The organism is Saccharospirillum mangrovi, assembly GCF_003367315.1.
Lineage (GTDB): Bacteria > Pseudomonadota > Gammaproteobacteria > Pseudomonadales > Natronospirillaceae > Saccharospirillum > Saccharospirillum mangrovi.
The window spans coordinates 2,625,042-2,637,338 of record NZ_CP031415.1; the positions used below are offsets into that span (position 1 = coordinate 2,625,042).

Here is a 12,297-nt window from a genome sequence, read left to right on the forward strand (position 1 = left end):
TGCCCACCACCTTGGCTGGAACAGCGGTCGTTAATTTGCCGAAGACGCAAAAAGCGCTGAAACCGGAAAACTCTATCGCTGTTAGAAGCCGCTAATAGTTTGAATTGGTTCACAAAACTCGATTCAATAGCGTGCCATGTTATTTATTCATGGACAGTTTGGCGACCCTCCCGGTCGCCAACCGCCGAGCCCATGCAGGGACTTCTTCACAGGCCGGCGATCCAAGGCAAGGCTCAATGCAAATTAACAGGGATGCCAGTCAGACAGCGGCCCAGCGCCGATACCCTGGTCACGGACCGGTCATAGCGCGATTGCGTACACTGAACTAACCTTCGTTTCAGTTCGTATCTGGCAAGGTGCCACGAACTGGCGTTGGTGGTTTTTCAGACCGAGACGTCGCCAGTCCGACGGGTTTAAAGAGGGAAAATATGGATCAGAAGTTGCAAGAGCTTGAACAAGCCATTGTCGATGCCGAGGAAGCCAAACGTCACTTTGTACAGGAAAACCCCAACGGCAGCGGCGATAAAGCCGAACGGATGCGTCTCTACAACAAGGTCGAACTCGCGCGCAAAGCCCTGCGCGACTACAAACGCATGAACCCCCATCTGCTGTAACGCGACACTGGCCGGGCAATTGCCCGGCGCGTCAGCGCCCTTCCGGACTCCCCGCTCAACATTCTCCCCGCTATTAAATACCCAGGCTGATTGCAAGATTACGCCCGTTAAAACTCATCAAATCGGCGTATTGCAGCGCTTACAGGCTGGTTTCAGGCCGCCGTCATACAGTAGACTAGCGCGCGTTGGCCCGGTCCCAACTCTTTGCACCGATACAATTTCAACGACTGAATAACATCTAAATACAACAACGAGACCAATAAAAATAAGTCGCTTGAGGCCCACCCCTCTGGCTCATCCGAACGGAAACTGAAGGATCCCCGATGAAATACCTAGCCTTGATGGTCAGGTCGCTGTGCCATCTCAATCGCTTGCTGGGGCAAGTGTTTTCCTGGTTTACGCTGGCCATCGTGCTGGTCTGTTTTACCGTCGTCGTGCTGCGTTACATCTTCTCCATCGGCTTTGTCTGGATGCAGGATCTGTATGTCTGGCTGAACGGTGCGATGTTTATGGGCATTGCCGGTTACACGCTGTTGCGTGAAGGCCATGTTCGCGTCGATGTGTTTTACCGTACGGCACCGAAGACCCGCCGCGCCTGGATCGATATCGGCGGCGCGCTGATTTTTATCACTCCCTTTATCTTCACCATCGTGCACTACAGCACGCCTTACGTGCTGCGCTCGTGGAGCTTTATGGAAGGCTCGTCCAACTACGGCGGCATGCCGGGTTTGTATGTGATGAAGAGCTTTATTCTGGTGTTCGCCGCAGTAATTGCGTTGCAAGGCCTGGCGATGATCGGCCGCAGCATTCTGGTATTAAAGCAGCGCGAAGACCTGATTCCTGAAGACTACCGCTACGAGGAGCACGCCTGATGGACGCATCACTCATCGGCGAAATCCTCGCCCTGGTCATGTTTTTCGCCATCATCGGTATTTTGATGTTTGGCTTCCCGGTCGCGTTTTCGCTGGCCGGTACATCGTTGATTTTTGCGGTCATCGCACACGCCTTCGGCGCGCTGGATTTATCGAACCTGTCGAGTCTGGCACCGCGGTACATGGGCATATTGCTCAACGAAGTTCTGGTGGCGGTGCCGCTGTTTATCTTTATGGGGATGATGCTCGAGCGTTCCGGCATCGCTCAGGGTTTGCTGATCACCATGGGCCGTTTGTTCGGCAATTTGCGCGGCGGTCTGGGTATTTCGGTGATTGTGGTTGGGGCGCTGCTCGCCGCATCCACCGGCATCATCGGCGCGACCGTGGTGACCATGGGTTTGCTGTCGTTGCCGGCCATGTTGAAAGCCGGTTACAAGACGCCATTGGCGACGGGCGTGATTACCGCGTCCGGCACTCTGGGGCAGATTATTCCGCCATCAACCGTGTTGATTTTCATGGGCGATATGCTCGCCGGCATCAACGCTCAGGTGCAGATGTCACTCGGTAATTTCGCGCCCAAGCCGGTATCGGTTGGCGACCTCTTCGCTGGCGCTTTTGTGCCCGGTTTGTTGCTGGTGGCGATCTTCATCGGCTACATGATTTTCAAAGCCATCACCGATCCGGAATCCTGCCCGGCGCTGGAAACCGATGCGGAAGATCGCGCACGTCTCGGCCGCGATGTCATCACCACGCTGGTGCCGCCGCTGTTGTTGATCATCGCCGTGCTCGGTTCCATTTTGGGCGGCATTGCGACGGCGACGGAATCGGCATCTGTCGGTGCCGTCGGCGCTATGGTTCTGGCCGCTTTCCACCGCAAACTCACCTACCGCAATTTGCGCGAAGTGATGTTCGCCACCGCCAACACCACGGCGATGATTTTTATCATCCTGATCGGCGCCACCGTATTCTCGCTGGTGTTCCGCATGATGGGCGGTGACGATCTGGTGCACGATTTCCTCAACGCCCTGCCCGGCGGAAAACTCGGCGCCATCATCTTCGTAATGCTGCTGATGTTCCTGCTCGGCTTTATTCTCGATACCTTCGAAATCATCTTTATGGTGTTGCCGATCACCGCGCCGATTCTGTTGACGATGGGCGTCGATCCGGTCTGGCTGGGCGTTATTGTCGCCGTGAATTTGCAGACCAGTTTCTTAACACCGCCGTTCGGTTTCGCGCTGTTTTATTTGCGCGGCGTGGCACCGAAAACGGTCGCGACTACCGACATTTATAAGGGCGCTGTTCCGTTCGTGTTGATGCAGGTGATAGTGATTGCAATCCTGGTAGCCTTTCCCGGCATCGTCACCTGGCTGCCGAATCTGCTCTACGGTTGATCGTCAGCGTTTTAATGGTAATCGTCAGATACAAAAAAACCGGCCCAAGGGCCGGTTTTTTTATCGGAGTAATTATTCCAATTAAGGCTGGAAGAACTGCTCGCGCGCTTGCAGGAAGCGACCGTCCACTTGCTCGGTACGGGTGCGCAAGATTGCCAGCGACTGGAAGTAGCTGTCGGCGGTTTTCTTGGTCAGCGCATCGTTGCTGTTACGCAATTCGCCGAGGATGTCCTTGGCGGCTTCGGCACCGGCACGCAGGATGTCTTCCGGGAAGTAACGCACTTGCACGCCGTGCTGGTTCACCAGAGTTTGCAGCGCAATCGGATCGTTGGCGTAGAAGTCGGACGCCACCTGATCGTATTCCGCCTGGCAGGCGTACTCGACGATCTTCTGCAAGTCAGCCGGCAATGCCGCGAACTTGGATTTGTTGACCACAGCTTCGGTCGCCAGACCCGGCTCTACGAACGACGGCATGTAGTAGTTCTTGGCAACCTGATAGAAGCCCAGTGCCAGGTCGTTGTACGGACCGACGAATTCAGCGGCATCCAAAGCACCGGATTGCAGCGCCTGATAGATTTCGCCACCGGCCATGTTGACCACGGTCGCGCCCAGGCGCTCCCAAACCTGGCCGCCCAGACCCGGCGTCCGGAAACGTACACCGTCGATGTCGGCCAGGCTGTTCAGTTCCTTGCGGAACCAGCCGCCGGCCTGAGTGCCGGTATCGCCAGACATAAAACCTTTCACACCAAACTGGTCGTACACTTCGTCCCAGATTTCCTGGCCGCCCATGTAACGAATCCAGGCAGATAGTTCACGGGACGTCATGCCATAAGGCACGCCGGTGAAGAAAGAAGTCGCACGGCTTTTGTTCTGCCAGTAATAAGCAGCGCCATGACTCATTTCAGCGGAACCCTCGATGACCGCATCGAACGCGCCCAAGGCTGGAACCAGTTCGCCTGCGGCATAGACTTCGACGGTCAGACGGCCGCCAGACATTTCAGTGATTCGGTTGGCCAGACGCTGAGCGCCCACGCCCAGACCCGGGAAGTTACGCGGCCAGGTGGTGACCATGCGCCAGGTGATGCGCTCCTCGGCGATGGCCGGGGCTGACAGAGTAGCGGCCGCTGCAACGCCGCCCGCGCCCATCAAACCCTTTTTGATGACGTCACGTCTTTTCATGCTTGACTCTCCTGCTAGGGATCGAGACTGACACTGCCCGGCCTGCGGCGACCGGAGGTCAGAATCCATGGCTTTTTTAGTTTTGTGTTTTGTTTAGTCGCCAGACGACAAGCGCTGACCGCCCGCTTCCGCCCTCATCAAGAAGGCTGTAAAGCGTCGGTCACACCGGAATCCAACTGGTGTGAACTTACCATTTGAAACAGGGTTGAAGCCGTTGTCTTCACTCTTGTTATCGGGCTTCCAGGGGCTTGTGACTCGCGTCACGAAGAATAACCCCGCCGCTGTGATTTCTCAAACCGGGCGGCCTGTGGCGGGCCTTCTAGACTTTGGTGGTATGGCAAAAACTGTCTGCTTCGGGCAGCGGCAGTTATTGAACTGGTCATCGGCAACGTTCAATATGGCTGCGCTTACTGAGAGAAAACCGGCACAGATCAATAACAATTCGCCGGCCAACGATAAAAATAATCACAACAACGACTAGCCAAACATCAACTGGAGTAAGCATGCCTCTAACGATTGCAGTGCCGCGCGACCGACAGGACGGGGAAACCCGCATCGCAGTCACGCCCGACACCACCCGCAAACTCATCGAGCTGGGTTTTCACGTACGCATCGAATCCGGTGCGGGCGCAGCGGCTCAATACGCTGACACCGCCTATCAGGACGCCGGCGCCGACATCAGTACCGACGTCGCCCAACTGTATGAACAGGCGGATATCCTGCTCAAAATCAACGCGCCCATGGCTCAGCACCCGGTGCTGAATCGCAGTGAACTGGACGCTTTTCCCAACGGCAAAACCTGGGTTTCATTTCTCGCCCCGGCGCAAAACGAAGCGACCTTAAAAACCTTCGCGCAACACAACGCCAACGCCATTTCGCTGGATGCCATTCCGCGTATTTCCCGTGCCCAGAAAATGGACGTGCTCAGTTCGATGGCGAACATCGCCGGCTATCGTGCTGTGATCGAAGCGGCCAATCAGTTCGGTCGTTTCTTCACCGGCCAGATCACCGCCGCTGGCAAAGTGCCGCCCGCCAAAGTGCTGATTATCGGGGCCGGTGTTGCCGGCCTTGCGGCCATCGGCGCCGCTAAAAGCCTGGGTGCGGTGGTGCGTGCTTTCGATACGCGCAAGGAAGTGAAGGAGCAGGTTGAATCCATGGGCGGCCAGTTTCTGACCGTTGAGTTGGAGGAAGACGGTGCCGGCAGCGGCGGTTACGCCAAGGAGATGTCGCAAGCCTTTATCGACGCCGAAATGGCGCTCTTTATGGAGCAGGCCAAGGAGGTCGATATCATCATCACCACGGCGCTGATTCCAGGCAAACCCGCGCCCAAGCTGATCACCGAAGAGATGGTCAAAGCCATGGCACCGGGCGGCGTGGTGGTCGATCTGGCCGCACCCAATGGCGGCAATTGCGAGTGCACGGTGGCCGATCAGATTGTTGAACAACACGGCATCAAGATCATCGGTTTCACCAACCTGGCGGCGCGTGCAGCGACTCAGGCGAGCCAGTTGCTGTCGAATAACGTGCTGCGTTTGTTCGAACATCTGTGCCCGAATAAAGACGGCGAATTGGTGTTTGATTTAGACGACGCCATCACTCGCGGTTGCACCGTGGTGCACGCTGGCAGCGTTATCTGGCCCGCGCCACCGCCACAGATTTCCGCCGCGCCGAAAGCCGAACCCAAGGCGGCTGAAACTGAGACCGCGCCGCAAACCTCTGCCGCCAAACGCGCCCGACCGATCGCACTTTATTGGTTGATTGCCGGCGCTTTGATGTTGGGATTGGGCGCGGTCGCACCGGCCGATTTCATCAGCCATTTCACTGTCTTTGTGCTGGCGGTCTTCGTTGGCTGGCAGGTGATCTGGAACGTCAGCCATTCGCTGCACACCCCGCTGATGAGCGTCACCAATGCGATTTCCTCGATCATCATTATTGGGTCGCTGTTGCAGGTGTCCGGTAGCGGTTCGACCCTGGTCACGGTGCTGGCGGCCATTGGCATTTTGGTGACGTCGATCAACATCGCCGGTGGCTTTTACGTCACCCGGCGCATGCTCAATATGTTTCGTCGGGAGGGCCAGGAATGAACGCTGTACTGTCTATGGCCTATCTGTTGGCCGGTGTGTTTTTCATTCTCTCGCTCGGCGGTTTGAGTTCTCAGGAAACCGCACGGCGCGGCAACCTTTATGGCATGGCCGGCATGGTGATTGCCATTGTTGCGACGGTGGCATCGGCGGCGGTCGAAGCCTATACGCTGCTGGCCATCGCCATGGTGGTGGGCGCGGTGATCGGCTTGTGGCTGGCGCGCCGCGTTGAAATGACGTCGATGCCGCAACTCGTCGCACTGCTGCATTCCTTTGTCGGTCTGGCGGCGGTGATGATCGGTTGGGGCGGCTACCTCGATCCGCGCAGTCATCTGATGGGTGTCGAGCGCATCATCCACAACACCGAGTTGTATCTGGGCATCTTTATCGGCGCGATCACGCTGACCGGTTCCTGGATCGCCTTTGGCAAATTGCAGGGCATTATTTCCAGCAAGCCGCTGACCTTGCCAATGCGCAATGGCTTGAATGCGCTGGCGATTATTGCCGCTCTGGTGATGCTGGTGTTGTTCGCGCCAGACGGTCACGGCCCGAACGATCTGAACCTGCTGATTGCGATGACGGTGATCGCGCTGCTGCTCGGCGCGCATCTGGTCGCGGCCATCGGCGGGGCCGACATGCCAGTCGTGATTTCCATGCTCAATTCCTACTCGGGTTGGGCAGCGGCAGCGACCGGCTTCATGCTCGGCAACGACTTGCTGATCATCACCGGCGCGCTGGTCGGCTCGTCCGGTGCCATTCTCAGCTACATCATGTGCAAGGCGATGAATCGCGCTTTCCTGAGCGTGATTCTCGGCGGCTTCGGCAATGCCACTGCCAGCGACGACGACACCGAATACGGTGAAGCCACCAGCGCCAACCACGATGAAGTGGCCGACTGGCTGAAGAATGCCGAATCGGTGGTGATTGCGCCGGGCTTCGGTATGGCCGTCGCCCACGCTCAGCAGGCGGTGGCCGATCTCACCGACAAGCTGCGCAAACAAGGCAAGACGGTGCGCTTTGCCATTCACCCGGTCGCCGGTCGATTGCCCGGCCACATGAACGTACTGCTGGCCGAAGCCAATGTGCCCTACGACATCGTGCTGGAAATGGACGAGATCAACGACGACCTGCCCAACACCGACGTGGTGCTGGTGATCGGCGCCAATGACATCGTTAACCCGGACGCCAAAGAAAAACCCGGCTCACCGATTGCCGGTATGCCGGTGCTGGAAGTCTGGAAAGCCAAGCAGGTGGTGATTCTGAAACGTTCGATGGCAACCGGTTACGCCGGTGTTACCAATCCGCTGTTCTACCGCGATAACAGCGCCATGCTGTTTGGTGACGCCAAAGACAGCGTGCAACAACTGGTCAACAAGGTGTGACCTTAAAGCCGGCCGGGTTGCCTTAACGGGCAGCCCGGCCAGCATTCACGTCTTCAAGCTTCGATCTGCAAACCCACCTCAGCACAGAACGCCGTCAGATTGCGATAACCCAGTTGAGCGTAGGTCAGCGGATGCGCCACGGCCGGGTCCTGCTCGGCTTCCACCACCAGCCAGCCGCGGTAATCGCTCGCTTTCAATCCTGTGAACAGACTGACGTAGTCGATGCAGCCGTCGCCCGGCACGGTGAATACGCCTTCGAGTACCGAATCGAGAAAACTCAGTTCGCGGTTGCGCGCATCGGCCAAAACCTGCGGACGAATGTCTTTGCAGTGCACGTGACAAATGCGTTCGGCATAGCGCCGCTGCATGGCAATGGGATCGCCACCGGCGTAATGCAGATGGCCGGTGTCCAGCAGCAGGCCGACGTCAGGCGACGTATTGTCCATCAGCCGCTGCACATCGGCGGCCGATTCCACCACGGTGCCCATGTGGTGGTGGTAGGCGATGCGCACGCCAGCGTCCAGGCAATGTCGCGCCACCGCATTCAGACCTTCAGTCAGCCGTTGCCATTGGGCGTCGTTCATCACCGGGCGGTGACTGACGGGTGTATCGCGGTCGCCGTGCACACAGCCGGTGACTTCGCAGAACACCATGACCTTGGCACCCAACGCTTGCAGCAAGGTCAGATGATCGGCGACCGCCGCCAGTTCTTCTTCGACTGAACGTTCCAGCAAGCGGCTGCTGTACCAGCCCGACACCAGACTCAGTTGATGGCGGTCGAGAATCGGCCCCAAGGTCTGCGCCGTGCGCGGAAATTTATTGCCCAGTTCGAAGCCGGCATAACCGGCCTGTCGACCTTCGCTCAAGCAGGTTTCCAGCGGGGTTTCAGCGCCCAGCGCGGGCAGGTCGTCGTTGGTCCAGGTCAAGGGATTGATGCCCAGTCGTACACTCATCTTGGCTGCCTTAATAAGGTTGTTTTTGTTTGGCGGTTCGGTATTGCTGGTGCGCGCTGACAACGGTTGCCCGTTCGGAGACTTCCGGCACGGCGACATCCCACCAGTCGCCACCTTCGGTGCTGACGAAGGGGTCGGTCGACAAACAGATCACGGTGGTGCGGTCGGCCCGGCGCGCACGCTGCAAGGCTGTTTCCAGACCGGCAAGGCCATCGACCTGTTCGGCCAGTGCGCCGAGCGCTCGGGCATGGGCGGCAAAGTCGATGGCCGGCGCGCCCTGCTCGCCGGTCAGGCAATCGTCCCAGAGATTATTGAAGGCCGCACCGCCGGTGGCTTGCTGCAAGCGGTTGATGCAACCAAAGCCGCGGTTGTCGAGCACCACGACTGTTAAGCGATGGCCCAGCATAACGCTGGTCGCCAGTTCCGAATTCAGCATCAGGTAGGAACCGTCGCCGACCACCACCGTCACCTCGCGCTGCGGTTGCGCCATCTTCACGCCCAGCCCGCCGGCGATTTCATAGCCCATGCACGAAAAGCCGTATTCGACGTGATAACCGCCCGGCTGGTCGGTGCGCCACAGTTTGTGCAATTCGCCCGGCAGGCCACCGGCGGCGCAAACAATGATGTCGCTCGGTTGCGCCTGGCGTTTGATCGCTCCCAACACCTGTGCATCGCTGGGCAGGCCGGTGGGCGAATCAATGCCGTCGGCGGCGGTTACGTGGTTGTAGAAGCGATGCCATTGTGTGGTTTCGGTGGCCGCTTGCCTGGCCCAGTCGGGCTCGCTGCGCCAGCCGGATAACCCTTTACTCAAGGCGTCCAAGCCCAGACGGGCGTCGGCGATCAGCGGTTGCGCGCCCTGCTTGACGGCATCGAAGCGCGCCACATTCAACTGGATCAACGCCTTGTCGGGGTGACCGAGCAAAGTGCGTGAGGCGGTGGTGAAATCCTGCAGACGGGTACCGACGGCCAATATTAGATCGGCCTCGCGTGCCATCTGGTTGGCCGCCTGCGTGCCGGTGACACCGATACCGCCAAGCGCCAACGGATGGTCCCAAGCCATAACGCCCTTGCCGGCCTGCGTTTCCGCCACCGGCACGCCGTGCGTTTCAGCAAAGCAGCGCAACGCCTCGACCGCCTCGGCGTAATGCACGCCGCCGCCAGCGACCAACACCGGCTTGCGCGCCCGGCGCAAAGCGGCCACGGCTTCATCCAGTTCACGCGGATCGGCGGGCTGACGACGTAAGTGGTGCACTCTGGGGGCAAAGAAATCGGCTGGATAATCGTAGGCTTCGGCCTGAACATCCTGACACAGCGCCAGCGTCGCCGGGCCGCAATCGGCCGGGTCGAGCAAGGTGGCCAGCGCCGCCGGCAGGCTGGTGATGATCTGCTCCGGCCGGGTGATGCGGTCGAAATAGCGGCTGACCGGACGGAAACAGTCGTTCACGCTGAGCGTCGGTTCGCCGTAATGCTCTACCTGCTGCAACACCGGGTCGGGCGTGCGGTTGGCGAACACATCGCCGGGCAACAGCAACACCGGCAAACGGTTGGCGTGCGCCAGGCCGGCGGCGGTCACCATATTGGTCGCACCGGGGCCGATGGAGGTGGTGCAGGCCATCATGCGCCGGCGGTTGTTGGCTTTGGCAAAGGCGATGGCCGCATGCGCCATGCCCTGCTCGTTGTGGGCACGGAAGGTCGGCAACGTTTCGCGATGCTGATACAGCGCTTCGCCCATACCGGCCACATTTCCGTGGCCGAAAATGGCGAACACGCCTTCGAACAACGGCTGTTCGCCAGCCGATGTCTGCACTTTCTGCGCGGCCAGGTAACGCACCAACGCCTGTGCCATGGTCAATCGAATGGTGGTCATCTTGGTCTCCCTCAGCCAGCGACGCGGTGGCGCCAGCTCTCGATCAAATCCAGATAGTTGTCGCTGACCCGCTGCACCAGCGTGGCGTCGTCAATCTGCCCGGCCAACCAGTCGCGGCTGGCCTGACCAAAGAGCGTTCGGCCGACGGTAAAACCACGGCAAACGGCCATGCCGGCGCTGTGGTTGAAGGCGGCTTTCAACTCGTCAATGGGTGCGTCCAGGCCCAGCAACACAACGCCGTGGCAGTGTGGATCGCGTTCGTTAATCAGCGTTTCCAACCGGTGCCAGGTGGCGCGGCTGGGCGCCGGCAGTTTCCACCAGTCCGGGTAGATGCCCAGGTTGTAGAAGCGTTGCAGCGCCAGCGGCAGGGTTTCGTCGTTGCTGGGCATGGGCACGGGCGGGATCACTTCGATCAGCAATTCATGGCCCGACGCCAGACACGCCTGATACAGCTCCTTGAGCTGACGCTCCTGCGCCAGGCGCGTCGCAACCGGCTGATCCGGGTGATAAAACACCAGACATTTAACGATGTGCTCGATCGGCCAGTGCTTGAGCCGGCTGCCAATGGAGCGGCCGCCTTCCAGTTCCAGCGGTATCGAGCCGGGCAGTTCCACCGGCCGGCCGATCCACCAGGAACGGCCGGTCACTTCGTTCAGCGCATCCTGACCGTAGGTGTCGTCGATCAGCACACCAATCTGGTCGCTGACGCCGCCACGTTCGGCGCCGCGTTCGGTCGCCTGCACCAGCAGTCGTTTTAACGGCTTGATGCGTTCGGGGTCGGCCCCGACGTCACGCGCCATGTCGAACAGTTGCTTGCGGTGATCGAACGCCATGCCATAGATGTCGTGCTGGATAGGACGGCGGCGAGCGGCCACCCGGTGCAGACGGTTCAGCCGCTCGTCCAGATCGGGCCGGGGAATCTGTTCGGCCCGGGCCAGGTAATCGTCCAGCTCACGCGCATCGGGAATGGCCGGCGCGCACCCATGGCGCGACACCACCAGCGCGCCGCAGGCATTGGCGTAGGCGCAGCATTGGGCATCGTTCTCACTGCGCAACCAGCCGCGCAAAAAGCCCGACATAAAGGCATCGCCAGCACCGAGCACGTTCAAGACTTCCACCTCAACGCCCCGGTGCACCTCAAAGCCGGCCTCGCTGGCGGGAATGGCACCGTTCAAGACGGTGCAACCCTGAGCACCCAGCTTCAGCACCAAAGTAGCGTCGGTCAGGGCGCGGATATTGCGCAGCGCCGTCAGCGTATCTTCACTGCCGCCGGCGATGTGCACTTCTTCTTCGGTACCGACGATCAGATCGCACTCGGGCAGGATGGACTGCAAATGCGCGGTCACGCTGTCGGACGAGACAAAACGGGTTTCGCCATCGCCCAGACCGGTCAGCCCCCACAGCACCGGCCGGTAGTCGATGTCGAGAATCACCCGGGTACCGGCCTCACGTGCATAACGCATGGCGGTACGGCTGGTGGCGTAAGTTTCGGCGGTGGAAAAGTGGGTGCCGGTAATCAGCAAGGCGCGGCTGGAGGCGATGAATTCGGGTGAAAAATCATCCTGGCTCAACGCCATATCGGCGCAGTCGCGGCGGTAGAAAATCAGCGGGAAGGTATCGCTGTCTTTCAGGCCGAGCAGCACCAGGCCGGTCAGGCGTTGCGGGTCGGTCACCACATGGCTGACATCGACGCCGGCCCGCGCCAGTTCCTCGCGCACAAAGCGACCCATCTGTTCATCACCGACCCGGGTCAGCATGGCGGTGTTCAATCCCAACCGGGCCGTGCCGTAGGCGATGTTGGCCGACGAGCCGCCCAGATACTTGGCAAAACTGCTGACATCCTCCAGCCGGCTGCCCACCTGTTCACTGTACAAATCGACCGCCGCCCGCCCCAGGCAGATCAGATCCAGAGGGCGCAAATCCGGCTTACTGGCATTCGACATCACCCATCTCTCCTA

At 59.6% G+C, this 12,297-nt stretch carries 10 protein-coding genes; 6 read left to right on the plus strand and 4 right to left on the minus strand.

The window, feature by feature from the left end:
- The first annotated feature begins 428 nt into the window (after window positions 1-428).
- The 3 genes from DW349_RS12575 (at window position 429) to DW349_RS12585 (ending at window position 2,877) form a co-directional block, all read left to right on the plus strand.
- Window positions 429-614: a hypothetical protein gene (locus DW349_RS12575; protein WP_108124988.1), complete on the plus strand. Its 186-nt coding sequence runs from the start codon at window positions 429-431 to the stop codon at window positions 612-614.
- 323 nt (window positions 615-937) lie between these two features.
- Window positions 938-1,486, plus strand: coding sequence for a TRAP transporter small permease subunit (locus DW349_RS12580; RefSeq protein ID WP_108124987.1), 549 nt, complete (start codon window positions 938-940; stop codon window positions 1,484-1,486).
- Window positions 1,487-1,500: 14 nt separating this feature from the next.
- Window positions 1,501-2,877: a TRAP transporter large permease gene (locus DW349_RS12585; protein ID WP_198650469.1), complete on the plus strand. Its 1,377-nt coding sequence runs from the start codon at window positions 1,501-1,503 to the stop codon at window positions 2,875-2,877.
- Between the two features lie 81 nt (window positions 2,878-2,958).
- Here the strand turns inward: DW349_RS12585 and DW349_RS12590 are convergent, their stop codons facing one another.
- Entirely contained in the window at window positions 2,959-4,056 is a 1,098-nt protein-coding gene (locus tag DW349_RS12590) for a TRAP transporter substrate-binding protein (protein WP_108124985.1), read from the minus strand.
- Between the two features lie 181 nt (window positions 4,057-4,237).
- Between DW349_RS12590 and DW349_RS12595 the strand changes: the two genes are divergently transcribed.
- The 3 genes from DW349_RS12595 to pntB are packed head-to-tail and all read left to right on the plus strand — an operon-like array spanning window position 4,238 to window position 7,519.
- Complete coding sequence (locus DW349_RS12595; RefSeq protein ID WP_108124984.1) at window positions 4,238-4,537, plus strand: hypothetical protein; 300 nt, start codon at window positions 4,238-4,240, stop codon at window positions 4,535-4,537.
- A 22-nt stretch (window positions 4,538-4,559) separates the two neighbouring features.
- Complete coding sequence (locus tag DW349_RS12600) at window positions 4,560-6,140, plus strand: Re/Si-specific NAD(P)(+) transhydrogenase subunit alpha (protein ID WP_108124983.1); 1,581 nt, start codon at window positions 4,560-4,562, stop codon at window positions 6,138-6,140.
- Window positions 6,137-7,519, plus strand: coding sequence for a Re/Si-specific NAD(P)(+) transhydrogenase subunit beta (gene pntB / locus DW349_RS12605; RefSeq protein WP_108124982.1), 1,383 nt, complete (start codon window positions 6,137-6,139; stop codon window positions 7,517-7,519). Before DW349_RS12600 ends, pntB begins: the two co-directional genes overlap by 4 nt.
- A gap of 53 nt (window positions 7,520-7,572) precedes the next feature.
- Here pntB and iolE read toward each other — a convergent pair whose 3' ends face one another.
- Genes iolE through DW349_RS12620 form a run of 3 tightly spaced genes read right to left on the minus strand, consistent with a single transcriptional unit; the run spans window position 7,573 to window position 12,282 of the window.
- Entirely contained in the window at window positions 7,573-8,472 is a 900-nt protein-coding gene (iolE, locus tag DW349_RS12610) for a myo-inosose-2 dehydratase (RefSeq protein ID WP_108124981.1), read from the minus strand.
- Between the two features lie 10 nt (window positions 8,473-8,482).
- Window positions 8,483-10,339: a 3D-(3,5/4)-trihydroxycyclohexane-1,2-dione acylhydrolase (decyclizing) gene (iolD, locus tag DW349_RS12615; protein ID WP_108124980.1), complete on the minus strand. Its 1,857-nt coding sequence runs from the start codon at window positions 10,337-10,339 to the stop codon at window positions 8,483-8,485.
- Between the two features lie 11 nt (window positions 10,340-10,350).
- Window positions 10,351-12,282 carry a bifunctional 5-dehydro-2-deoxygluconokinase/5-dehydro-2-deoxyphosphogluconate aldolase gene (locus tag DW349_RS12620; RefSeq protein WP_108124979.1) on the minus strand — a complete coding sequence of 644 codons (1,932 nt, stop codon included), beginning with the start codon at window positions 12,280-12,282 and terminating at the stop codon, window positions 10,351-10,353.
- Window positions 12,283-12,297: the final 15 nt, after the last annotated feature.